The organism is Peptoniphilus sp. GNH (assembly GCA_021307325.1).
Classification (GTDB): domain Bacteria; phylum Bacillota; class Clostridia; order Tissierellales; family Peptoniphilaceae; genus KA00134.
Genome location: CP089931.1, coordinates 109,382 through 133,649 on the forward strand (window position 1 = coordinate 109,382; position 24,268 = coordinate 133,649).

Annotated in this window: 13 protein-coding genes, 16 tRNA genes, 3 rRNA genes and 1 other RNA gene; 30 read left to right on the forward strand and 3 right to left on the reverse strand. The window is 39.8% G+C overall.

Translation table 11 applies throughout. The features are described from left to right. Position 1: 1 nt before the first annotated feature. On the forward strand, positions 2-430 hold the full coding sequence (locus LV469_00530; GenBank protein UHR02823.1) for a PaaI family thioesterase: 429 nt from the start codon (positions 2-4) through the stop codon (positions 428-430). After that, on the forward strand, positions 414-935 hold the full coding sequence (locus LV469_00535; protein UHR02824.1) for an adenine phosphoribosyltransferase: 522 nt from the start codon (positions 414-416) through the stop codon (positions 933-935). Before LV469_00530 ends, LV469_00535 begins: the two co-directional genes overlap by 17 nt. A gap of 63 nt (positions 936-998) precedes the next feature. Here the strand turns inward: LV469_00535 and LV469_00540 are convergent, their stop codons facing one another. Then, positions 999-1,844 carry a YjjW family glycine radical enzyme activase gene (locus LV469_00540; GenBank protein UHR02825.1) on the reverse strand — a complete coding sequence of 282 codons (846 nt, stop codon included), beginning with the start codon at positions 1,842-1,844 and terminating at the stop codon, positions 999-1,001. After that, positions 1,837-3,372, reverse strand: coding sequence for a YjjI family glycine radical enzyme (locus LV469_00545; protein UHR02826.1), 1,536 nt, complete (start codon positions 3,370-3,372; stop codon positions 1,837-1,839). The genes LV469_00540 and LV469_00545 overlap by 8 nt, the downstream gene beginning before the upstream one ends. A gap of 94 nt (positions 3,373-3,466) precedes the next feature. On the opposite strand from LV469_00545, the gene LV469_00550 reads away from it, so the two are divergent. Next, positions 3,467-4,147 carry a hypothetical protein gene (locus LV469_00550; GenBank protein ID UHR02827.1) on the forward strand — a complete coding sequence of 227 codons (681 nt, stop codon included), beginning with the start codon at positions 3,467-3,469 and terminating at the stop codon, positions 4,145-4,147. Here LV469_00550 and LV469_00555 read toward each other — a convergent pair whose 3' ends face one another. Further along, positions 4,148-4,948 carry an NAD(+)/NADH kinase gene (locus LV469_00555; protein UHR02828.1) on the reverse strand — a complete coding sequence of 267 codons (801 nt, stop codon included), beginning with the start codon at positions 4,946-4,948 and terminating at the stop codon, positions 4,148-4,150. An 87-nt stretch (positions 4,949-5,035) separates the two neighbouring features. On the opposite strand from LV469_00555, the gene LV469_00560 reads away from it, so the two are divergent. From LV469_00560 to sdaAA, 27 genes are all read left to right on the forward strand, one after another. Continuing rightward, the gene (locus LV469_00560; GenBank protein UHR02829.1) at positions 5,036-5,926 is read left to right on the forward strand and encodes an RluA family pseudouridine synthase; all 891 of its coding nucleotides are present in this window, start codon (positions 5,036-5,038) and stop codon (positions 5,924-5,926) included. Between the two features lie 127 nt (positions 5,927-6,053). Then, positions 6,054-6,234, forward strand: a non-coding RNA gene (gene ssrS, locus LV469_00565) — 6S RNA. A gap of 82 nt (positions 6,235-6,316) precedes the next feature. After that, positions 6,317-6,811, forward strand: coding sequence for a YtxH domain-containing protein (locus tag LV469_00570; GenBank protein UHR02830.1), 495 nt, complete (start codon positions 6,317-6,319; stop codon positions 6,809-6,811). Positions 6,812-6,827: 16 nt separating this feature from the next. Then, positions 6,828-7,319, forward strand: a complete 492-nt coding sequence (locus LV469_00575; protein ID UHR02831.1) for a hypothetical protein — start codon at positions 6,828-6,830, stop codon at positions 7,317-7,319. Positions 7,320-7,916: 597 nt separating this feature from the next. Next, entirely contained in the window at positions 7,917-14,396 is a 6,480-nt protein-coding gene (locus LV469_00580; GenBank protein ID UHR02832.1) for an InlB B-repeat-containing protein, read from the forward strand. Positions 14,397-14,559: 163 nt separating this feature from the next. Continuing rightward, positions 14,560-15,567, forward strand: a complete 1,008-nt coding sequence (locus tag LV469_00585; protein UHR02833.1) for a LacI family transcriptional regulator — start codon at positions 14,560-14,562, stop codon at positions 15,565-15,567. A gap of 302 nt (positions 15,568-15,869) precedes the next feature. Next, a 16S ribosomal RNA gene (locus tag LV469_00590) occupies positions 15,870-17,397 on the forward strand. 54 nt (positions 17,398-17,451) lie between these two features. Further along, positions 17,452-17,528, forward strand: a tRNA-Ile gene (locus LV469_00595). A gap of 129 nt (positions 17,529-17,657) precedes the next feature. Next, positions 17,658-20,517 (forward strand): 23S ribosomal RNA (locus tag LV469_00600). 29 nt (positions 20,518-20,546) lie between these two features. Further along, positions 20,547-20,663 (forward strand): 5S ribosomal RNA (gene rrf / locus LV469_00605). Together the 16S, 23S and 5S rRNA genes with 16 tRNA genes alongside form the textbook arrangement of a ribosomal RNA operon. A 24-nt stretch (positions 20,664-20,687) precedes the next feature. After that, a tRNA-Asn gene (locus LV469_00610) sits at positions 20,688-20,762 on the forward strand. A 17-nt stretch (positions 20,763-20,779) separates the two neighbouring features. Then, positions 20,780-20,868: transfer RNA gene (locus LV469_00615), tRNA-Leu, on the forward strand. 4 nt (positions 20,869-20,872) lie between these two features. Then, positions 20,873-20,949 (forward strand) — tRNA-Met (locus tag LV469_00620). 13 nt (positions 20,950-20,962) lie between these two features. Then, positions 20,963-21,037: transfer RNA gene (locus LV469_00625), tRNA-Glu, on the forward strand. 9 nt (positions 21,038-21,046) lie between these two features. Continuing rightward, a tRNA-Val gene (locus LV469_00630) sits at positions 21,047-21,122 on the forward strand. Positions 21,123-21,127: 5 nt separating this feature from the next. After that, positions 21,128-21,204 (forward strand) — tRNA-Asp (locus tag LV469_00635). 35 nt (positions 21,205-21,239) lie between these two features. Continuing rightward, positions 21,240-21,315 (forward strand) — tRNA-Thr (locus LV469_00640). A 5-nt stretch (positions 21,316-21,320) separates the two neighbouring features. Then, positions 21,321-21,406, forward strand: a tRNA-Tyr gene (locus LV469_00645). A gap of 50 nt (positions 21,407-21,456) precedes the next feature. Further along, positions 21,457-21,530 (forward strand) — tRNA-Gly (locus LV469_00650). Positions 21,531-21,535: 5 nt separating this feature from the next. Further along, positions 21,536-21,612: transfer RNA gene (locus LV469_00655), tRNA-Arg, on the forward strand. A gap of 7 nt (positions 21,613-21,619) precedes the next feature. Beyond that, positions 21,620-21,696, forward strand: a tRNA-Gln gene (locus LV469_00660). A gap of 8 nt (positions 21,697-21,704) precedes the next feature. Then, positions 21,705-21,780, forward strand: a tRNA-Lys gene (locus tag LV469_00665). A gap of 5 nt (positions 21,781-21,785) precedes the next feature. Next, positions 21,786-21,874: transfer RNA gene (locus LV469_00670), tRNA-Ser, on the forward strand. 14 nt (positions 21,875-21,888) lie between these two features. After that, positions 21,889-21,965: transfer RNA gene (locus tag LV469_00675), tRNA-Ile, on the forward strand. A 15-nt stretch (positions 21,966-21,980) separates the two neighbouring features. Continuing rightward, a tRNA-Phe gene (locus LV469_00680) sits at positions 21,981-22,056 on the forward strand. 580 nt (positions 22,057-22,636) lie between these two features. Continuing rightward, a complete protein-coding gene (sdaAB, locus tag LV469_00685; GenBank protein UHR02834.1) occupies positions 22,637-23,302 on the forward strand; it encodes an L-serine ammonia-lyase, iron-sulfur-dependent subunit beta in 666 nt (221 codons plus the stop codon). After that, positions 23,303-24,184, forward strand: coding sequence for an L-serine ammonia-lyase, iron-sulfur-dependent, subunit alpha (gene sdaAA, locus LV469_00690; protein UHR02835.1), 882 nt, complete (start codon positions 23,303-23,305; stop codon positions 24,182-24,184). Positions 24,185-24,268 lie beyond the last annotated feature (84 nt).

Genomic DNA, 24,268 nt, shown 5'->3' on the forward strand with positions numbered 1-24,268 from the left:
AGTGGAAGAAAAAATAATCAAGGTTTTAATAGAAGACGAGTTTGCAAAAGAAAACGGGATTTACTTTTCGAAGCTTGAAGGAGATAATCTGGTCTTTAAAATGCCTATAAAATCCCAACACAGAAACCCCTTGGGTTTAGTCCATGGAGCAGTTTTATTTGCACTCGCAGACGAAGTCTCAGGTTATTTTTGCAGCCAAGTATTAGAAAAACCATCAGTTACATTGAGTTCAAGCATAAATTATATAAAAGGCTCTCAAGCCAAAGAAATTCAAAGCGAAACTAGGCTGATTCAAAATACAAGCAGCATAAGCCTAATTGAAGTGTCGATTTTTGATGAAAATAAAGAGTTACTTGCAATCTGTAATATGACATATTACAAGTTGAAAAATTTTGAAGAAAAGAGGAAAAATTATGAGACTGGAAGATAAAATTAGAAGCATCCCCGACTATCCCAAAAAGGGAATAATCTTTAGAGACATCACAACTCTCTTAGGGGACAAAGATGCCTTTAAAACTTGCATAGATCAAATGGCAGAGCTTTGCGATGGCATGGATATAGATTATATTGCAGGCATAGATGCTAGGGGATTTATAATAGGCTCAGCCATGGCTTACAAGTTGGGATGTGCCTTTATACCAGTTAGAAAGCCTGGTAAACTACCCTATGATAAAATCTCCATGTCTTATGACTTGGAATATGGAAAAGACTCTGTTGAAATTCATAAAGACGCAGCACCAGCAGGTTCAAAAGTCCTTGTAGTAGATGACCTTTTGGCAACTGGAGGCACAGCAAAGGCTGCAATAGATCTTTTAAAACAAATAAACTTGGAAGTTCTAGGAGCTTTTTTCACAGTGGAACTTATAGACCTAAAGGGTCGCGACCACCTAAAAGGAGTAAAAGTAAAATCTCTTGTAAAATACGAGGGAGAATGACAAGACCAAATAAAAAGACAGACTTAGGTAAGTCCCAAAAGGACTATCCTAGCCTGTCTTTTTTTATATTAAGATCACTTCGTAATTGCCATTTTTCTCGGCAATTTTTTTGAGTTCCTCTTTTTCTTTTTCACTCACGCTTTTTAGATTTAAAAATTCTTCCCTCACACCAAAGGGTCTATAAGAAATGAGCTTGTATCTGATTTTTTTATGCTCGGAGTAGGGTGCCAATAAACTTGTAATTTCATTTACGATTTTAAAATTGTCATGCCCATCCAAAAGCACAGTCCTTAGCTCGTCAAGCTTGCCAATAGATGCAAGGTAGATTGCATTTTCTATTATGGTCTTATTAGACTTGCCAGTAAGCTCTATATGGTCTTTTTCATCAAAGGCCTTGACATCCAGCATAAACCCGTCACAATTATCTATCAGCTTTTTGAAACGATCACCCCTAAAGGGGATATATCCATTTGTATCACACAAAACAGAAAGGCCCAAAGCCTTGACATGTTCATAAAAATCTGCCAAAAACTGATATTGAATACTGCACTCACCGCCGCTAGTAGTGACGCCACTTATAAAGGGCATATAGGATGCTACGACTTCTTTTAACTCTTCAGGCTCATAAGACTTGGTCTTGGGCGAGGAGCCATAAGGGCAAGCCTTGATGCAAGCATCACAATTTATACATTTTTTCTCATCCCAAGCCATTAGTCCATCAGACCTACTAAGGGCAGAAACGGGACAAACTTCAAGACAAATCCCGCAATTTTTACAAAAATTTATAGTTTCGGGATTGTGGCAATACATGCAGTTTAGATTGCAGCCTTGAAAAAATATAGCACATCTATTGCCGGGACCATCGACCAGAGATGAGGGGATGATTTTATTTACAATCCCCTTAAGCATTTCTGACTTTTCTATCTAAAATGCCAAATTTGTTTAGAGGATCTTGGGCATATTGGATTGTGTCATAGGAAACTTGTTGACCCTTGTTGAATTTTTCCAAATCTGACTTCTTGACAAGATATCCGGTAACTCTGATTAGATCGCCAGTATCGCAGTAGCAAGAAATATATCTCATATCCATTTTGAAAGCTGCCTTAAACACATCCAAAACAGCACCAGGATTTTTGATTGCAGTTTCTTCAAATGGGAAGTGGTCGCCAGTTCCTGAAGGGAAGTATCTTTGGAAGTGAGCAGCATTTTTAATATGTGAATAAAGATCTGGTTCATTGCCTATCTTAATTCTAGTTCCTGGAGAAGTAGTTTCATCTCCAGCAGCTCCAACTTGAGCATGGAGCATGAACTTGTGGTTCCAAACTGGAGAATACTTGGATGTGAAATTGGAAACTAGAAGAGCAAGTCTATCCATTATTTTTTCACCGACTTCAATAGCCAAGTCATCCTTGCCAAGAATCATGGAAGAGCCTTCTTTTTGACCTATAATTTCAAGACATTCGGCCATGCCGACAACTCCGAAAAGACCAACAAAATTTTCCAGCTTTACAAATCCTTCTTTTACTAAAAAGTTGCTCTTAAAGAAGGCTGTTTCATTTACCAACCAGTCGATTTTATTTTCCATGAAATTGCAGAAGTGTTCAACAACCTTTGGAAGTCTAACATCTAACATATCTTGAAGATTGGCAGACTTTTCTGCTATATAATTTAGTCTGATTCTGGAAAGAGAAAAGGCACCGCCAGCCTTGGGCAGAGCATTGTAGCATGATGCAATCCCATAAGGAGTAGATCCGAAGTCCTTGTTATAGAACTTCAAATTTGCAAAAGCTGGATTTGCAGATTCCAAGGAAGCCACGATGGCTTTTTTGCCAAATTCTTCTGGAGTTATATCTTCATCATATAGAATTGTCATATTGGGAGTTACATTTTGAAGTTCGCCGAGCAAGTCCAAAATTATATTTCCAACTTTGGTTTCATAAGGACCTATATTTGCGTGACAGAAAGAGTCATCTATGGTCCTATCTAATTGATTTAAAAATAGTTTGATGGCAAACTTAGCCTCTTCATAATTTTCATCAGTCACAAAAGGTTCTAAAAGCTCATCCAAATTGCCTATAAAGACTGGGAATCTAGTAACACTTGGCACATGATGATAGAAGATCAAAAGGTTGTTTATAGCTTCGTGGATATTAGTAGCTTTTTTAAGTCGCAAAAATTCGCAGCCTTCGTTTATTACCTTCTCATAATCTGGAAGTATATATCTGGGGGCGATTGGAGCCATACCTTCTGAAAGGTCACAGATTTCTTTGTCCTCAACCATCTCTATAAAAGTTGGGTCATCAGAAAAAGGGTAGTCCAAAGTATTTTCAGCAAGCTTTGCCAGAGCTGACACCTGTTGTCCATAAGTAAGACTTGTATTTTGAATAATAGCCTTTGCGGCATTTTTAACTTCATCAAGAGTGAAATATCTTTCCATAAATATACCTCCATAATTCTTTTGATTTTTTTCAGCTTAATTATATAATCATAGATGAATAAATAATATGACAGATGTCAGTTTGGAGGACAAAATGTTAGGAGAAATCATAAAAAAACTCTTAGAAGAAAAGAAAAATTTTAAAAATTCACTCCTGAAGGAAGCAAATTTAGAAATAAAAGACTATAAGCCGGGAGATTTTATAGCCAAAGAGGGCGAGAGACCGGGCAAAATTAAAATTTTATTAGAGGGGACAGTATTTGTATCCAGATTTTCAAATAGAGGAGAGAGAATAATATCCCACACCATGGATGGGGTTGGGTTTTTTTGCCTTCTAGAAGCCATCAAGGGTTTAAAAGAAAACATAGGATCTGTGATCTGCTTAAACCAAACTAGTCTTTTGGAAGTGCCTCTTAAAGTTTATCTTGACGAATTAAAAAAAGACCCTCTGCTCGTTCAGATGTCCTTAGAATACTTGACTAACTTCTCGCTTGCTCTCATAGACCAGATGAACAAAAAAACTACCATGACCCCAGAAGAAAATATGCTAACCTATATCTACTATCTGGCAAAGGACAAGAGTCTGCCTATGGAGATAAGAGAAAAGAAATCCTTCTATGCAGATCTTTTTGGCGTCAATGTCAGATCAATCTATCGCTATTTAAACGAGTGGGAATCAAAAAAATACATATATCGACAAGAAAGAAAAGTATTTGTTGACAAAAAAAACCTCGCCCATATAAGGCGAGATTTTGAAGATTTAATATCTGATTGATTATAAGAACTTGGACTTGATGTTATCCCAATAAGACTTTCTCGAAAAGCTCAGATGGGAAACGTACTTGCCTTGACTTCTGAAATTTATCCTGTGAAGGTCTTTTACGAAAATTTCTCTACCATCGACCAAGACCAGATTGGAGTTTGCATACCTTTTTTCGGGCACCAGAGAAATGGTAAAATCACCAGGCACAATTATGCTTGTCGGTAGAGATCTGTAAGCTACGGAATTGACGGGACAAAGAGGAGTCATCTGCAAAGAATCCAAGTCGGGATGCAAAATTGACCCGCCGCCAGAGAAGTTGTAGGCAGTAGAACCAGAAGCCGAGCAAATTAAAATCCCGTCTCCAGAAAATTTTTGAACATGATTTCTATTTATAAATACATCAATATGAATTATTTTAGAGTGATTAGCCTTTAGGACAACTTCATTTAGGGCATTTATAGAGAAAGAGCGCTTGTTTGTGTAGACCTCGGCACTTACAAGCTGAAGCTTATCGACAGTGTACTTGCCATCTGCATATCTTTTTACAAAATCCTCCAAACCGTCGGGGTGGATCTCCTGAAAAAAGCCTAAATGACCAGTATTTATGCCGACAAAATTTTGACAGGGGAAATTGTACTTGTGAAGAGCCTTTAAAAAGGCCCCATCTCCACCTATACAGACCACAAGTTCTGCCTCCTTATAGTATCCAAAATCAGCCTGGTAGCCATAAGATTCAAAAATTTCTTTTAATTGTTTGCCTGTCTGCTTGGATTGGATATTTGCATTTGAAACAATGCTAATCATTTTGCTCATATAATTCTCCCATCTCTAAATATATGGTATATTATACACTAAACTGATACTAAGACCTAATCAAAAATTTCAAAAAGGGGGCAGAGCTTGAATCTAAACTTTGAAGACAAAAACAAATTTTACACCTTGCAAGTGAAAAAAAGCTATAAAAAGCTTAGAGATTTTTTAAAAGCTCAAGAAATCTCATCCAGATATATAAAAAGAGCCATAAAAAATCAAGAAATCTTTTTGAATTTTCAAAAAGTTACAAAAAATCACGAGTTAAAAGCAAAAGACACCATCTCTTTATATATTCCTGACGAAGAGTACAATGTGATTTGTCAAGAAAAAAAACTAGATATAATCTATGAAGACGAAGACCTTTTAGCGGTAAATAAGCCGGGTGGTATCATAGTCCACGCTGTTGGCATAGAGCAAGAAGGCACTCTTTCTAATTTTGTAGGAGGCTATTTTCAAAAAAATGGCATCAAAAGAAAAGTAAGAGTTATAAATAGACTGGATAGGGATACATCAGGACTAGTATTATTTGCCAAAAATTCTATGGCTCATTCGGTCTTGGCAGCTCAATTTATAGATAGATCCATAGAAAAAATCTATATAGCAGCAATAAAAGGTTATCTTGAAGGGAGGGGGAGAATAGAAGCCCCCATAGGACTAGGCGAAGACGGAATAAAAAGAGAGGTAAGAAGCGATGGCAAGATGGCTATAACAGAATACGAAGAAATAGGAAAGACTCAAGAAGGCTCTATTTTAAGACTAAAACTTTTAACAGGAAGAACTCATCAAATAAGAGTCCACTTAAAAAGCCTGGGTCATCCCATTTTGGGAGATAGCCTCTACGAAGGCCAGTCAGACCTTATAAAAAGACAAGCCCTTCATTCGAAAGAACTAACCTTCAAGCATCCAAGAAATGGAAAAATAATAAAACTTGACGCAGCTCTGCCAGAAGACATGGAAAAACTCATAAGCGGCAAATAGAATCTAAAAAGACATGACTTTATCCTATCGTCTCTGATGCATAAGTGATTAAAATTGAAAAAAATCTAGAGAGACTATCCAAGATTGAAAAAACATCTACTTAGTTATATAATCAAATAAAAGGTAGTGGACTCTGCGGTGTTCGTATTAATCCTTTTAATTCAACCGACAAAGTAGATACGGGACATCTAGCCGTTGGCAGTGGATAAAAAGCCTTCACTGAAAGGACTTTAGAAGCTGTCACCAAGACACCCACCTTATTTTTAGGCGGGTATGAATTAAAAGGGGGACGGCATTGTGGAGTTTTTTACATATTTTGTTTAAAACTAGCCCCAAAGGGTAAAAAATACTTAGACGAAATTTAAAGACGAAGGTGAAAGGAGAACGAAAATGGGTTTTTTATACAACTTATTTGAAGAAAAAAGAAAAAAAGAAATCAGAAGAAAGAGAGTCGAAGACATATCTAAGGTAGCAGCAGGTACAGTGCTGGGAGCCTTGACAGGTATCCTCTTTGCGCCTCAATCAGGTCAAGAAACTAGAAAGCAAATCAAAGAAACAGCAGTAGATGTAAAAGACAAGACTGTGTCAGCGGCTAAAAATGTTGCAGACGATGTATCAGAAAAGGCGGGCAAGGTAAAAGACCAAGTATCTAAGACCTATGGAGACCTAAAAGACAAGGCATCAAAGATGGGCGAAGATATAAAAGACAGATTCTCCTCAGCTAAGGAAGATTTCGAAGAAGCTAAAGAAGAAGCTAAAGACAAGGCTAAAGAAGTGAAAGAAGATATAAAAGAAGGCGCCGAAGAAGCTGGAAAAGATTTAAAAGAAGCCGGCAAAGATGTAAAAAAAGCCGGAGAAAATATAAAAGAAGATCTCAAGAAATAAGAATTAGGAGGCGAAAATGGGAGCCACAATAACTCTACATGACTTGCTTTTGATAATTCTATTCTTGGCAGGCATTTTTGCTCTTGTCTATTTAGCATTGGCATTCAAAAACTTAGTCGCTTTTTTAAAAAAACTAACAGAGCTTTTAGAAGACAATGAAGAAGCCTTAAATATCAGTCTTAAAAAGCTTCCAAGCATTACTGACAATATAGACGAACTATCCAAAAGCGCCAGTTCCATATCAAAAGATGCTGAAGGTCTTGTAAAAGAATTAAAGCCAGAAGTTTCAAAAGCAGCCAAGGCAGTCGGCGGAGTCTCTGACACCGTTACACTAGTGAGCAGAAATTTAGACACAATAGCTAACAGAGTTACAGATGGGGTAGTGTCTGTAGCTGACACCTTTACAGGAGCTGGCAAGACTATTAGCTCAAGCGCATCGTCTTTCTTGGACTATTTCTACATCGGCAGAGAAGTCATAGATGCGGTAAGAGAGATTATTAGAAAGTAAGTCGAGCATAAATTTTTAAAAAATACTATTAAAAGACTTACGTTTACAAGCTAGAACAAGCACTTACAAAAATACAACTTTAAATACAAGAAAAAGTATAATAAAATAAGCAGTTTTTATTAAATATACTGCTTATTTTTTATGTTAAAACAAGAAAAAATACTTTTAACTAACTAAAGCAAAAATCTTAAAACTTGATTTAAAGCTTGTGAAATACTAACTTTTTCATTGTACACGAGAAAGAAATATGTTATAGTAGCCTTATAGAATGTACATTTTTCCAATAGAGTATTTGACCTCATATTCATTTTAATTAACCATTTTAAGAGCCTTTCATTTTGAATGACTTTGGGCCTTGAGGGTTATCTTAAAGGATTAAAATACAAAATTGAAAAATATAAGTGACTTAAACTAAGCACGGGTAAGTTAAAATTTAAAGCGTTCATAGCTGAAATTGAAGCAGTTTAAAAGAGAAAATAAGAATCTTAGAATGGGAATTTGTCGTATTTTGGTTACAAATCCCCTTAAAACTCGGTCTACTTCTCTTAGAGCTTGAAAAACATAAGAGACTATACCGTGAAGTAAGGAGGAGAAAAATTGAAAAAAAGAAGCATAGCACTTTTGATGACCCTTTTGATTTTGGCTCAAACTTTTTTGCCAAGCATGACTTGGGCATCGAATGAAACTCCACCTTTGACTCAAAGTGAAAAGCTTGTCAAGGTAGGAAGTCTCGATCTCAAAAGAGATGTAAGGCGGGATCAAGGAGAAATTTTCAAAATACAGGCAAGGGCCAACAAAAACGCCAGAAGAAGAAGATCTGTCCAAGGGACGACCTTTATGAGTGCAGATAGCCCTTATCTACCAGGACAAAGTCCGACAGACGAGGAAAAGGCATCTGCCTATGGCAATGTGACTGCTAAATTTTCTGCCGTTGGCTTAAAAGATGGAAGCACCACACTGCCCTTCCAATGGAAAGAAATTTTCGGTCAGGATTCAAATGGCAACCCTAGCAATGCCAAGATTTATTTTCTGCAAAAATCAGCTGAAGATGGCAGCGAAATCAATAGGTTCACCCTTCTTATCAATGAAGCGGGCGACTACAAGTGGACTGACCAATATGGCAAAGAGGCAAAGTTGCCCCTTTATTCAAAAGATCTAAAACCCTACAAGTATGAAGTGGCTTTAGATTATGATGTTTCTGATAAAGTCAAACTTTTGACCATGGAGGTCGGAGTTACAAATGACGAGCATGAATCAAATTCAAAGTTTGAAAAAGACTCGGATGGAAATGTATGCGCTAAAATAAGCTTGGAAATAGGAATAGCTCAAGTAGCATCCACTAAGTTTGTAGCAAAATGGAATACGGATCTAGCTGAAGCTGACCGTCCTAAGGTAGAAGCCCTGTATAATACAAAAAATAAAGATACAGAGGGCGTGGATATAGAAAACTCTGTGTTCTTTCCTACAAGCGATGGTGAAATAAAACTTAGAAATGACGAAAACGCTCAAGAACCAGATCAATTCAACTCTCAATTTTTAAGAAATGTTCCAGAGGTCAAAGTTGTAGAAGGTATAAAATTCAAGGATGAAGAAGATTTAACTGGAACTCCTACCTATAAGTTTGATGAAACAAATAAAACAATCACAACTAACGACGGAAATCATAAATTCAAATACGACTTTTCATATGATGTAATAAATGGCGGCAAGCTAACCATGACTGAAGTTTTAAAAGTCACTTTTAATGCAAATGGTGGCAAGTTTGAAGCTTCGCAAGATCCTATAATTAAAGAAGTCGATTATGATAAGGCTGTAGAGCTGCCATCTGATCCGACAAATGCCACCAATACATTCTTAGGTTGGGGGAATGCAGCTGCTGACAAAACTTCGGTTGCAGAAACGGAACTTAAAAACATAAGGCAAGACAAGACCTTATATGCGATTTGGTCAAATGATGTAATAGAGGAAATTGAAGGACAAGAACTCAAAAAGCCGCAAAATTATGTAAAAGTAACAGTTGATAAAACTGACAAGGCAAAACTTAAGGAAAATGAGAAACAAACAAGGATTTTCTGGGTAAACCCAGATAAGCAAGTGACTCTGCCGGTTTTTAAACCTGAAGGTATAAAATATAAAGTATCTCCGGACACTTCATTTAGAGATGAAAAACAATACGTTTTTAAAGAATGGACTTCTATTGAAACTCCCAAAAGAACATGGTCCAGCGAAAACATAACTGGCAAATTTTCTCAAGAAACTACGATAGAAGCGTCTTGGACTAGAACTTCTGATGGAGGGGTTAGACAAAAGGGCAATACAAAACCGGATGTGCCCGACAATTATATCCAAGTTGTATTCGATCCCACATACAAGGGAAAATTTTCAGGCGAAGAAGATTTAACTGATGGAAGAATTATATATTGGGTAAATCCAAAGCTAAGTGAATATGTACTAGGAATCAAAAACCCTTACGGCAAAGAATACATCCCTGGTTTTTCTGAAAATTGGGAATACAGCAATTGGGGAAAACAAAATGGAGTGGAGCCAAAAGACCCTAATAAACCAAAAAAAGGATATACTGATGTTAAATTAATTCCAAATCAGCTCGGAAGTCTTACCATAATAAAAGCTGAATACGACCTAGATAACATAATGGCATTCGACCAAAAAACTCCGATGGCAAGACCGGAATACACAAAGAGCGGCAAAAAAGTACAATACTGGAAGGTCGAATTTGATTCGGACGACGGATTGACTCTAAAAAATCAAAAGTCCTATTATGTAAAAGTTGGTAGCGACTCGAAATTTAGTTATCCTCCAATAACGTTCACAAAACCTGTGGAAAAAACGGGTTACAAGTTTGACGGCTGGTATAAGGGCAATCAAAAGCTAAACGAGTACGATATTATAAACTCTGATGTTGTCCTGACTGCTAGATCTATAAATTTAAGCAATGTCATCCCGGAAAAAGATTCCACTGGTAATAAAAATGAAAAGCCAGAAGGATATATCACTGTAACCTTCAAATCGGAAGATGAAAGCAAGGGAAAGGTTACAAGTAATAATGTCTTTTATGTAAATCCCAAGGAGTATGTGACTCTCAATGCCCCGGCAACAAAAGCTGAGCATGGCTATGAATTTGCAGCTTGGGATAAGAACATAAGCACACCCACTCTTTATGAGAAAGATATTGAAATAAAAGCATCTTTTAATCAATTGGGGGTTCTCGTTCCAAAGATTGGAAATCAATCTAAGCCGACGAACTATGTTGAAATTACCTTTGTCACAAGTGGAGATGGTGGCAAAATAGCAGATGGAGAAACGACAACCTACTATGCGGATCCGACCAAGGATGTTAAAATTCCTGCACCGACGATAAAAACTGAAATAGGGTATGTATTTAAAGGCTGGAATCAGGATACGACTAAAGCCCAAAAGTATCCCAGCGATACAACCATAAAGGGCGAATTTGAAAAAAAACAAGATATAATCCCATCAAAAGATCCAGTAACTAAGAAAGCAAACCCAAAGCCGGAAGGCTATGTTAGAGTAAAATTCGTTGCAGGAAATGATGGCAGTATAGCTAATGAAAGCTTAGAAAAAGGCCAAGACCTCTACTATGTAAATCCTAAGGCTAACAAAAAGTTGAAAGATCTAACTGCTCCTATCATAAATGCTAAAGTGGGTTATGAGTTAGATAAAACTAACCAATGGAAGATACTAAATCTTATAAACGAAAAACCAGAATATATACTAGAGGATTTGATTGTTGAAGCACAGTATAAGTCGCTTCCCGACCAAATGCCTAAAAAAAACTCAGCTGGTGGAGATAACGAACAACCAAACGGATATGTAAAAGTTACTTTCAAGGCAGGAGATAATGGCAAAGTCACAGAAACAAGCTACTATGTAAATCCTAAAAAACTTGTGAGCTTGAATCCACCGACAGATGCAAAGGGAAATGTTGGCTATAAGTTTGCTGGATGGAGCGAAAACATATCTAATTATAGGCTATACGATAAAGACACGGATATAACAGCATCCTTTAATCCTATTGATGCTTGTCTACCTAATACGAGCGGCCAAGCGAAGCCAGATGGTTATGTAGAAGTTAAATTCGAAATAGAAGGCTCTGGCGGAAATATAGAGAGTGGACAAACGACAACCTACTACGCTGATCCGAACAAGGATGTCACAATTCCAAGTCCGAAAATAAAAGCTGAAATAGGCTATGAATTTGGTGGATGGAATCTAGATACGACTGAAGCCCAAAAGTATCCCGGAAATACAACCATAAAAGGGGCATTTACTCCGCTAAGCGACGTAGTGCCTGGAGACAAAGCAAAGCCAGAAGGCTACAAGACCGTAACATTTAAAGCGGATGCAAATGGAAGCCTTTCCGGCACGACAATTTACTATGTAAATCCGAATAAAAGTGTAGACCTTACAACTCAAGCAGAAGGCATCGCCAAAAATCCTAAGGTCGGATTTGCTGAAGGAACTTGGAGCGAGGCTATAAGCACCAAGGAATATAAAAATGATGTAACTTATACATTCAAGTTCACATCACTTCCAGATGTTGATACGACAAGCCATCTCGGCTATGTAAGGGTCGAATTCCAAACAGATGGCAATGGAAGCCTTGAAGGAAACACTATTTACTATGTAAATCCAACTAAAGATGTAAAGATAGGATCTGCTAATTTACAAATTCCAAATCGAAAACCAAACACTGGTTACGAATTTGATAAGTGGAATGAAACTATTGATCCCCAAGAACCTGTAAAATCGGACAAGACCTATGTTGCTTATTTCAAAAAGATTCAAGTAACTATGACCTATAAGGCTGATGATGCTGATTCTGCAAGCAAGAATCGAGTGATTTCCTACGACAAGGGAAAGACTATAACCATAGCTGGAGCAAATGGACTTACAAAAGCAAATCACAAATTTAAAGGATGGAAGATAGGAGAAACGACATATCAACCAGGTCAAAGTTTTATAATAAATGAAGACACAATTGCGACAGCGGATTGGGACAAGAGTCTTCATGACGTAGCATTTGACACGGATGGTGGAAGCTTCATATCACCGCAAAAAGTAGAGCATGATTCTAAGCTTGCATCTTTTACAAATCCAAATAAACAAGACTACACATTTGTGGGCTGGGTTTATAAAGAAAACAATAATGAGGTAAAATTTGATCCAAATACAGATACGATTAAAAAGGATCTGACACTGATTGCAAAGTATGAACCAAATGTAATCCAACAAATGGGTCAAGACAAACCTCAAAATGTGCCAGCTTCATTTGTTCAAGTAGTTATAGAAAGCACGGATAAGGCGACAGTAGCTGAAACCAAGACTTTTTGGGTGGCAAAGGACACAGAGGTAAATCTGCCGGTTTCTAAGCCTGTAGGCAAAACTGTGCCAAAGGCAGAGAGCAAACCAGAGTTTAGCTATCTATTCTCTAAGTGGGAATCAGATGAGGATACGCCGAGAGAATGGACAGATTTAATTAAAGGAGCATTCTCAAAAGACAAGACTACAATAAGTGCCCAATATACAGAAAAAGCGTCAGTTGCTGGAGATGTAAAAATCAATCCAATCTACGTTTCGGAATCTATAAAAGATGCAAGAGGCGCTTGGATAAATAAATATATCCCAACAGAAGCTGATTTGAAAAAAGCCGTTGTTTTGGGCGCTGGAGATAAAATAGAAATCTTGCCTGAAAACAACGACCTTCAAACTGAACTTTACGAAAAACTAAAAGAAAATGGCAAGACTGATAGAGAAGAGCTTTCGAGAGTTGCAAATATAAAAGCTAAGGTGACTTTTAATAATGGAACTACTAAGGAAATTGAAATTCCAATTGTAGTATACAAAAACATCTATCAAGCTCTGACCTTTTATAGCAAGCCCGACTATGTAAAATCTATCGAGCGAAGCCTTGGTGATGAATATATAAGAGTACTGCTTATTCCGACTGAAAAAGCTGTAAATCAACAAAGAGCAGCCTTCTATGTAAGAAAGAATGCAGCTGTAATAATACCCGGTCAAGATCCGACTGGCAGAGATAATTACACCTTTATCGAATGGAAAGCTAATAATCAGAATCCGCTTGCAGCACCGCAATTTAGAATGTTTAGATCTGCAGGGCTTGATCCAAAGGTTGTAGAAAACGATGAAAAAGTTGAGCTTGGCTCAAGACACAGATTTGATAAAGACACAGATATAGTGGCTCAATATTCTGAAAGACCAGTTCAACCTCAAAACCCGGGAGTGAATCCTGGACCAGGAGCTCCTGGCAGGATAATCGTTGTAGAAAGAAATAAAAACACAAGCAAAAACGATCTTCAAAAAGTCGAAACTATTCGAAAAGAAATAAGCTATATGCAAGGTTATGAAAATGAATTTAGACCTTATGATGGCTTGACCAGAGCTGAAGCAGCTCAAATTCTTGCGAATGCCTTGAAAGAAGATGGCTTTAGATATGATCCGAACTACAAGATTTCCTATCCAGATGTCGGAGACTATTGGTACACGCAAGCTGTAAAGATTGTAACTCAAGCTGGCGTCTTCGAAGGTCATTTGGATGGATACTTTAAACCACAGGAAAAGATAACTAGAGCACAATGGATTGCGACCATCAAGAGATTCCAAGGACTTGCTGACAAAAATGGAAATCACATGATGCTCAAGGAAGGACACTGGGCTACAGCAGAAGTTGAAGCAGCCTATAACGAAGGATGGCTTGAAATTTATGACAGAAAGTTGGTTGACTTTAAATCTGACGAGCCAATAAGCAGACAAGAAGTTGCGGCTGTGACAAACAGAGCCTTCAAAAGACTTGTTGACAAGACATATTTGAGGAGAAATGACCGCAGTCTTATAAATTATAGCGACATAAATCCTGAAATGTGGTCCTATGAAGATATACTTTGCGCAAGCAATACCTTGCTTTGCAAAGGCGCTTTCTACACAGCTCATTGGATAAACAAAGAAAAGAATGTATTCAACATCAACACTGAAGGTTGGAATATCATTCAAGAAAAATTTCAAAGAAATCCGAGATAAAACTCGCAAAGATTAAAGAAAGATCCTTTTTTGGGTCTTTCTTTTTTTATTTCATACAAGTGGGAAAAATAAGGAAAAGAAATGACAATAGATGGCTTTTTAGCTTGTACGAGAATAAAAAACATTATATTATTATAATATAGAAATTTGAAAGGAGATAAAAATGGCTTCAACAATAAAAGACGTGGCAAAGATGGCCGATGTTTCCATCTCCACAGTCTCAAGGGTTATAAACGAGTCTAAACCTGTGAGTCCTGAAACCAGAAGAAGAGTCCTGCATGCAATCGAAGTCTTGGATTACAAACCAAACGAGATAGCAAGGTCCTTGGTAAAGAAAAAATCGAACATAATTGGAGTTATCGTAAATGATCTGGGGACAACTTACACTTCTCAAATTCTAAGAGGTGTAGAAGAAATAGGGAGAATGTACGGATACGATATTATTGTCGCATCATCCTATGACAACACAGAGTTAGAAATAAAATTTGCAAAAATATTTTCTCAAAAACAAGCTGAAGGGATAATAGTAATCTCAGAAAGCCTAAACCAAAAACTCATGTTCACACTTGAAGAAATGAAAGTGCCACATTTGAACATAAACAGATTTTACAATTTGGAAGAGGGCGAAGCTACCATAAATCAAGAAAAGGCAACCGAAGAAATAACCGAATACGTAATAAATAAGGGGCACAAGAAAATCGCCTACCTTGCAATGGCAAAAGACCTAGACAGAACTTTGGAAAAACAAAAGGTAGACGCCTTCAAAAATGCTATGAAAAAACATAATCTCGAAAGAGAAATAGTCTATGCACCAAGTGTTGACGAAAAAGGTGCCCAAGACATCTACGGCAAGGTCAAAGCTCTTTATCAATCTGGCTACACTGCAATGATCTGTACCCAAGATGAACTAGCAATCCACATAGCAAACCTCTTTTATGGCGAAGGAATCCGAGTACCAGACGACATATCCCTTGCGGGATTTGGAGGAGGACCCTTGGCAGACATATACAGGCCAAGAATCACGACTATTAAAATTCCTTACTATAATATAGGAGCTGTCTCCATTAGAAAGATTTTAAAAGCTATAGAAAACAATAGAGAAATGGAAAAACAAGAAATAGTCCTCCAAGCTAAATTAGTAGAAGGTGGATCAGTAAAAGATATTAGATAAAATTCAAAAAAACATTTGACAAGCTAAAAATACGATGTTAAGATAGATGAGGTCATTTAAAAATGACTGCGACAAGTTGGCAAAAAAGTAAAAAAACTTTCAAAAAGGACTTTACAAAAAGGAGCAAACTTGTTATACTAATAAAGCTGATTCCTTGAATTAGCAGACCATGAAAATTAAATAGTGTAAGGAAAAAAAGACTTCAAAGAAGTCAGCTTCACAAGAAGCACATGAAAGCAAAAAAGCGGAAAAAGTCAGTGAAACGAAAAAGTTGAGCTAGAAATTTTCGAAAAAAAGAAATTTTAATCGAGAGTTTGATCCTGGCTCAGGACGAACGCTGGCGGCGCGCCTAACACATGCAAGTCGAGCGATGACGATCAGATAGAACTTTTCGGAGGGACATCAGATAAGATTAGCGGCGGACGGGTGAGTAACACGTGAGTAACCTGCCTTTGACACAGGGATAGCCTCGGGAAACCGGGATTAATACCAGATGACATTACAATCTCGCATGAGGAAGTAATCAAAGAACTTCGGTCAAAGATGGACTCGCGACTGATTAGCTAGTTGGTGAGATAACAGCCCACCAAGGCGACGATCAGTAGCCGGCCTGAGAGGGTGAACGGCCACATTGGAACTGAGACACGGTCCAAACTCCTACGGGAGGCAGCAGTGGGGAATATTGCACAATGGGGGAAACCCTGATGCAGCGACGCCGCGTGAGCGAAGAAGGTATTCGTATCGTAAAGCTCTGTCCTATGGGAAGATAATGACGGTACCATAGGAGGAAGCTCCGGCTAACTACGTGCCAGCAGCCGCGGTAATACGTAGGGAGCAAGCGTTGTCCGGAATCACTGGGCGTAAAGGGTTCGCAGGCGGCAATGCAAGTCTCGTGTGAAAGGCAAGGGCTCAACCCTTGTAAGCACAAGAAACTGCATAGCTTGAGTAGTGGAGAGGCAAGTGGAATTCCTAGTGTAGCGGTGAAATGCGTAGATATTAGGAAGAATACCGGTGGCGAAGGCGACTTGCTGGACACAAACTGACGCTGAGGAACGAAAGCGTGGGGAGCAAACAGGATTAGATACCCTGGTAGTCCACGCCGTAAACGATGAGTGCTAGGTGTCGGGAGAGATCTCGGTGCCGCAGTTAACACACTAAGCACTCCGCCTGGGGAGTACGTGCGCAAGCATGAAACTCAAAGGAATTGACGGGGACCCGCACAAGCAGCGGAGCATGTGGTTTAATTCGAAGCAACGCGAAGAACCTTACCAGGACTTGACATATATAGGAATAAACTAGAGATAGTTTAGTCTACCTCGGTAGTCTATATACAGGTGGTGCATGGTTGTCGTCAGCTCGTGTCGTGAGATGTTGGGTTAAGTCCCGCAACGAGCGCAACCCTTACCTTTAGTTGCCAGCATGTAAAGATGGGAACTCTAAAGGGACTGCCGATGATAAATCGGAGGAAGGTGGGGATGACGTCAAATCATCATGCCCTATATGTCCTGGGCTACACACGTGCTACAATGGTCGGTACAGAGAGCCGCGAAATAGTAATATCAAGCAAATCTCAAAAAGCCGATCCCAGTTCGGATTGTTCTCTGCAACTCGAGAACATGAAGCCGGAGTTGCTAGTAATCGCAGATCAGAATGCTGCGGTGAATGCGTTCCCGGGTCTTGTACACACCGCCCGTCACACCATGGGAGTTGGTAATACCCGAAGCCGGTGAGTCAACCGCAAGGAGACAGCCGTCGAAGGTAGGATCAATGACTGGGGTGAAGTCGTAACAAGGTAGCCGTATCGGAAGGTGCGGCTGGATCACCTCCTTTCTAAGGAAAACACCTTACACTATTTAAATTTTTAATGGGAACAATTTTATATGTGGACCTGTAGCTCAGGTGGTTAGAGCGCACGCCTGATAAGCGTGAGGTCGGTGGTTCGAGTCCACCCAGGTCCACCAACTAAGACTTAGGTCTTAGAAAGAACCTTGAAAACTACAAAACGAAAACAAAAAGAAAAGTCAAATCAAATTTCAAAAAAGATTATGACAATTCACTGGAAACAATAGAAAAACTATTGTAAAAACAAAGGTCAAGTTAATCAAAGCATCAGGCGAATGCCTAGGCACCAAGAGGCGACGAAGGACGTGGTAAGCTGCGAAAAGCTTCGGGAAGGAGCAAACATCCAACAACCCGGAGATCTCCGAATGGGAAAACCCATACAGACAAACTCTGTATATCCCTATCAGAACACATAAGATAGGGAAGCGAACCGGGCGAACTGAAACATCTAAGTAGCCCGAGGAAAAGAAAGAAAACTCGATATCCTAAGTAGCGGCGAGCGAACAGGAAGAAGCCCAACCGTACAAACGCAAGATCCGAGCTAGTCGAATCATCTGGGAAGATGAACCAAAGAAAGTAACAGTCTCGTAGACAAAAGCAAAGAGAAGCAGTACAAAAGAGTAGCACGGAGCACGAGAAACTTTGTGTGAACACAGGGGGACCACCCCCTAAGGCTAAACACTCCTTGGTGACCGATAGCGAACAAGTACCGTGAGGGAAAGGTGAAAAGAACCCCGGGAGGGGAGTGAAAAAGAATCTGAAACCTGATGTTAACAAGCAGCGAAAGTGGTCCTGCACCACAATCGTGTACTTTTTGTAGAACGGGCCAGCGAGTTATGGTAACAAGCAAGATTAAACCTTACAGAGGTGAAGTCGAAGGGAAACCGAGTCTTAAAAGGGCGAAAGTTTGTTGCCATAGACCCGAAACCGTGTGATCTATCCATGGGCAGAGTGAAGTTAAAGTAAAATTTAATGGAGGCTCGAACCGGGTAGCGTTTAAAAGCTATCGGATGACCTGTGGATAGGGGTGAAAAGCCAATCGAACACGGAGATAGCTGGTTCTCCTCGAAATAGCTTTAGGGCTAGCCTTAACGAAAAAATAATTTGGGGGTAGAGCACTGAATAGCCAAGGGGTGCATAGCATTACCAAGGCCTATCAAACTCCGAATACCAAATTAGAACGTTAGGAGTCAGACAATGTGGGATGAGCTTCATTGTCAAAAGGGAAACAACCCAGACCACCGGCTAAGGTCCCAAAATAATGGTTAAGTGGAAAAGGGGGTGAAATTACCGAGACAACTAGGATGTTGGCTTAGAAGCAGCCATACATTTAAAGAGTGCGTAATAGCTCACTAGTCAAGTGATTTTGCACCGAAGATAACCGGGGCTAAACCAAATACCGAAGCCGTGGATCGCAAGATGGTAGAGGAGCAATGTATAAAAGGCGAAGCAGAAGGCGCAAGCCCCTGTGGATAATATACAAGAGAGAATGCTGGCATAAGTAGCGCAAGGGAGGTGAGAATCCTCCCCATCGAAAACCCAAGGAATCCTGAGGAAGGCTCGTCCACTCAGGGTAAGTCGGGACCTAAGGCAAGGCCGAAAGGCGTAGTCGATGGACAACAGGTGGAAATTCCTGTACCGATTTGAATCGTAAAAAAGTAAGTGGGGACGCAGAAGGAAAAAAGCAGCGGTCAGTTGGTGAACCGTGCAAGCACAAAGTCCGAGGAATAGGCAAATCCGTTTCTCAGAAAAGATGAAGTGCGAAGCAGATCGAAAACAAGTAGAGAATTGCCCGTATCCAAGCTGCCAAGAAAAGCCACTATCAAGAAACAAATCGCCCGTACCGTAAACCGACACAGGTAGGTGAGGAGAGAATCCTAAGATGAGCGGAAGAACCTTTGTTAAGGAACTCGGCAAAATGACCCCGTAACTTCGGGAGAAGGGGAGCCTAACCAGAAATGGAAGGCCGCAGTAAAAAGGCCCAAGCGACTGTTTACCAAAAACATAAGTTTCTGCGAAGTCGAAAGACGAAGTATAGGAGCTGACACCTGCCCGGTGCTGGAAGGTTAAGGGAAAAAGTTAGCGCAAGCGAAGCTTAGAACTGAAGCCCCAGTAAACGGCGGCCGTAACTATAACGGTCCTAAGGTAGCGAAATTCCTTGTCGGGTAAGTTCCGACCCGCACGAAAGGTGTAACGATTTGGGCACTGTCTCAACAAAGGATCCGGTGAAATTGTAGTAGCGGTAAAGATGCCGCTTACCCACGACAGGACGGAAAGACCCCGTGGAGCTTTACTGCAAGCTGACATTGGATTTTGAGTTTAAATGTACAGAATAGGTGGGAGACAAAGAAGCATGTACGCCAGTATATGTGGAGTCACCTTTGGGATACCACTCTTTTAAACTTAAAGTTCTAACTTCCTACCTTGAATCAGGTAGAAGGACACTGTCAGTTGGGCAGTTTGACTGGGGCGGTCGCCTCCAAAAGAGTAACGGAGGCGTTCAAAGGTTCCCTCAGCACGGACGGAAATCGTGCAAAGAGTACAAAGGCAAAAGGGAGCTTAACTGCAAGACCAACAAGTCGAGCAGAGACGAAAGTCGGACTTAGTGATCCGGTGGTACCGCGTGGAAGGGCCATCGCTCAACGGATAAAAGCTACCCCGGGGATAACAGGCTTATCTCCCCCAAGAGTCCACATCGACGGGGAGGTTTGGCACCTCGATGTCGGCTCGTCTCATCCTGGGGCTGTAGTAGGTCCCAAGGGTTGGGCTGTTCGCCCATTAAAGAGGCACGCGAGCTGGGTTCAGAACGTCGTGAGACAGTTCGGTCCCTATCCGTCGTGGGCGCAGGAAATTTGAGAGGAGCTGTCCTTAGTACGAGAGGACCGGGATGGACAAACCTCTGGTGCATCAGTTGTACTGCCAAGTGCATAGCTGAGCAGCTAAGTTTGGAAGGGATAAGAGCTGAAAGCATCTAAGCACGAAGCCCCCCTCAAGATGAGATTTCCCAACAAGTAAGGCCCCTTGAAGAAAACAAGGTAGATAGGCTCAAGGTAGAAGAGTAGAGATACTTTAAGCTAGAGAGTACTAATAGGCCGAGGACTTGACCAAAGAAGTGAGTAGTTTTGTAGTAACAAGAATCCGGTGACAATAATGCAAGGGAACCACCTGTACTCATACCGAACACAGAAGTTAAGCCTTGAGATGCCGATGGTACTTGGCTGGTGACGGCCTGGGAGAGTAGGAAATCGCCGGATATAGCCCTTCTAAGAGGGCAATAATCTTAGGTAGCTCAATGGTGGAGCACCCGGCTGTTAACCGGTAGGTTGTGGGTTCGAGTCCCACCCTGAGAGCCACAAGAAGTGCCGTAAACGCCGGGGTGGCGGAACTGGCAGACGCACAGGACTTAAAATCCTGCGATGGTAAAACATCGTATCGGTTCGATTCCGATTCTCGGCACCAATAACGCGGGATGGAGCAGTCTGGTAGCTCGTCGGGCTCATAACCCGAAGGCCGGAGGTTCGAATCCTCCTCCCGCTACCAAAACTTTATATTAGGCCCTGTGGTCAAGCGGTTAAGACACCACCCTTTCACGGTGGTATCCCGGGTTCGATTCCCGGCAGGGTCACCACAAAAATATGGGCGCATAGCTCAGTTGGGAGAGCATCTGCCTTACAAGCAGGGGGTCATAGGTTCGAGCCCTATTGTGCCCACCATATTTGGCCTGGTAGTTCAGTTGGTTAGAATGCCAGCCTGTCACGCTGGAGGTCGTCGGTTCGAGCCCGATCCAGGTCGCCAAAACACAAACAACCAATAGCTTACAAATTGAATAAGCTGGTGTAGCTCAATTGGTAGAGCAACTGACTTGTAATCAGTAGGTTAGGGGTTCAAGTCCTCCCACCAGCTCCACATTTGGAGGAGTACCCAAGTTGGCCAAAGGGGACGGACTGTAAATCCGTTAGCACTGCTTTCAGTGGTTCGAATCCACTCTCCTCCACCAATTTAAACTTAATACTTATAATTTGTAGGTGTAATCCTACTGATAATTGTGCGGGTGTAGCTCAGTGGTAGAGCCCCAGCCTTCCAAGCTGGTTGCGAGGGTTCGATTCCCTTCACCCGCTCCACACATGCAGCTATAGCTCAGTAGGATAGAGCAACGGACTTCTAATCCGTGTGCCGGGGGTTCGAATCCTCCTAGCTGCACCAAAAGTAATGGGGCGTAGCCAAGTCGGTAAGGCATCAGACTTTGACTCTGACATTCCGTAGGTTCGAGTCCTGCCGCCCCAGCCATATTTTATGACCCATTAGCTCAGTCGGCAGAGCACTTGACTTTTAATCAAGGTGTCGCGCGTTCGAATCGCGCATGGGTCACCATTTTAGGAGAGGTACCGAAGCGGTCATAACGGGGCGGTCTTGAAAACCGTTTGGGTGAAAGCCCGCGTGGGTTCGAATCCCACCCTCTCCGCCAAATTTAAAAGGTGGGGGCCTTTAGCTCAGTTGGTTAGAGCGCCCGGCTCATAACCGGTAGGTCTGGGGTTCAAGTCCCTGAAGGCCCACCATTTAAATTTTTAAAAGCCCAGATAGCTCAGTCGGTAGAGCAGAGGACTGAAAATCCTCGTGTCGCTGGTTCGATTCCGGCTCTGGGCACCAGGTCATTTTTAGGTATGATAATTGTTGAGTTTTCAATATTTATCATACTTTTTTATTGCTCATAATTAGATCTTTATTTTATAGGTGGATTTAAGCCTTTTATTCTAGTGTATATTTTGTTTATGGTTGATTTTAATTATTTTTGTTTTGTATGTCTTATGCGATGGTTTTAATCATAGAATTTTACATATTTTTTATTTTTGATTTAGTAATTTTTATAGAGTTATTCTTAATGAGAAATATATTTTTCGATATTTTTTATATTGGTTATTTATCAGAAAGCTTTATAAATAGCAGAATAGGGAGTGTTTAAAACTTATAAGAGTCTAGTTTGTTTTCAAAGAATTTTGCTTAAAGTGATTTGCGAGATAGAGTATTTGTGTATTTCTATTTTAGAAAATATTTTTATTTAGAATTTAAAAACTTTTGTGGTTTATATTTCAAAAATTTATATTTTTTTCTTTTATCTGCTTTATTTTATCGTGGATAATAAATTGCTATTTTTCAGCATTTAGAGTATTATAGATTTTCAAAGAGCTTATTAAATTTTAGAATCTATTTTAATATAGAGGAGGTTTTTGTGACTGAATATAATGTTTTTGATATTCTCGGTCCGATAATGGTGGGACCGTCGTCTTCACATACTGCAGGCGCTTGTAGGATTGCTAATTTGGCTAGAAAAATTTGCGGATTTGATTTTAAAAAGGTATCTTTTTTTCTACATGGTTCTTTTGCTTATACTTATAAGGGTCATGGAACTGACAAGGCTCTTTTGGGTGGTATTATGGGATTTTCTACTTATGATCCAAGGATAAGAAACTCATTTGATTTGGCTAAAAAAGATGGAATTGATTTTAGTTTTGATACTTGTGATTTGGGAGAGAATTTTCACCCTAATTCTGTTAAGATTTTGTTGACTTATGATGATCATGAGGAGTTTGTGATTGGATCTTCTATCGGCGGAGGAAATATATTAATTGTAAATATTGATGGTGTCGATGTTTCTTTTGATGGATCTTTTCCGACTTTGCTCTTTAAGTATGATGAGCAAAAGGGTATTGTGGCAAGTGTGTCGTCGCTTTTGCTAAAAAATGATTATAATATTGAGTCGATTAATACTACAAAAGATGAAATAAATGATGAGGTCACTTTGACTGTGGAGTTGAATGATAAATTGAAGGCAGATATAGAAGATGAATTGATGTCTGATAAGAGATTTAAGTTTGCCAAGTATGTGGAGGTTTAAATGTTTAATACTGCTTGTGAGATTATAGATGCTTGTGCAAAAAAATCTTGCCATATATATGATTTGGTACTTGAAGATCAAGTGAAGAATTTAAAAAGCACTGAAGATAAAATAAAGTCCCATTTAAGAGAGGTCTTGGATGTAATGGAAAAATCTTCTATAAGGGGTCTTGATGAAGGCTTTGAAACGAGATTTAAGACTGTAAATAGTTTTGCCAAGAAGGCTTATGAGTATCAAAGAGATAAGGAGCCGATTTCGGGGAAATTTATAACTAAGGCAATGGCTATGGCTCTTTCGACATCTGAAACTAATGCCAAGATGGGGCTTGTTGTTGCTGCGCCGACTGCCGGGTCATCGGGCATAATGCCTGCTATGCTGATGGCTTTGAAGGAAAAATATAATTTGACTGAAGATGATCTTATAAATGGACTTTTGACATCTGTTGCGATAGGACAAATTATAGGAAAGTATGCTACATTTGCTGGTGCAGAGGGTGGATGTCAGGCTGAATGTGGCTCTGCATCTGCCATGGCTGCTGCTGCAGGGGTTGAGATGCTCGGTGGAAGTCCTGAAGAGGCTTTGAATGCGGCTAGTATAAGCATAATTAATGTAATGGGTCTTGCATGTGATCCCATAGCTGGTTTGGTTGAGTACCCATGTGTGTTTAGAAATGCATCTGGTGTTGTGAATGCGATTTTGTCATGTGATTTGGCCATGAGTGGAGTGAAATCTATTGTGCCTTTTGATGAAGTTGTTGTTGCTATGGGAGAAGTTGGTAAATTAATGCATGAATCTATAAGAGAAACTGGCTTAGGTGGTCTTGCTGGCACTAAAACTGGCAAGAAAATCAGGGCGGAATTTTTAAATTTAAAAGATGAATAGTAGAAATTTTTATTTCTACTATTTTTTTGTTTATAGTCTGCTAATTTTAATTGAGGATATATTGTAAAATTGATATACTAGATT

Bases quoted from the DNA above. Each gene is read 5' to 3' on its own strand.
- LV469_00555 (UHR02828.1), bottom strand. From the start codon at position 4,948: ATGAGCAAAATGATTAGCATTGTTTCAAATGCAAATATCCAATCCAAG.
- LV469_00570 (UHR02830.1), top strand. From the start codon at position 6,317: ATGGGTTTTTTATACAACTTATTTGAAGAAAAAAGAAAAAAAGAAATC.
- sdaAA (UHR02835.1), top strand. From the start codon at position 23,303: ATGTTTAATACTGCTTGTGAGATTATAGATGCTTGTGCAAAAAAATCT.
- LV469_00585 (UHR02833.1), top strand. From the start codon at position 14,560: ATGGCTTCAACAATAAAAGACGTGGCAAAGATGGCCGATGTTTCCATC.
- LV469_00540 (UHR02825.1), bottom strand. From the start codon at position 1,844: ATGCTTAAGGGGATTGTAAATAAAATCATCCCCTCATCTCTGGTCGAT.
- LV469_00535 (UHR02824.1), top strand. From the start codon at position 414: ATGAGACTGGAAGATAAAATTAGAAGCATCCCCGACTATCCCAAAAAG.
- LV469_00550 (UHR02827.1), top strand. From the start codon at position 3,467: ATGTTAGGAGAAATCATAAAAAAACTCTTAGAAGAAAAGAAAAATTTT.
- LV469_00545 (UHR02826.1), bottom strand. From the start codon at position 3,372: ATGGAAAGATATTTCACTCTTGATGAAGTTAAAAATGCCGCAAAGGCT.
- LV469_00575 (UHR02831.1), top strand. From the start codon at position 6,828: ATGGGAGCCACAATAACTCTACATGACTTGCTTTTGATAATTCTATTC.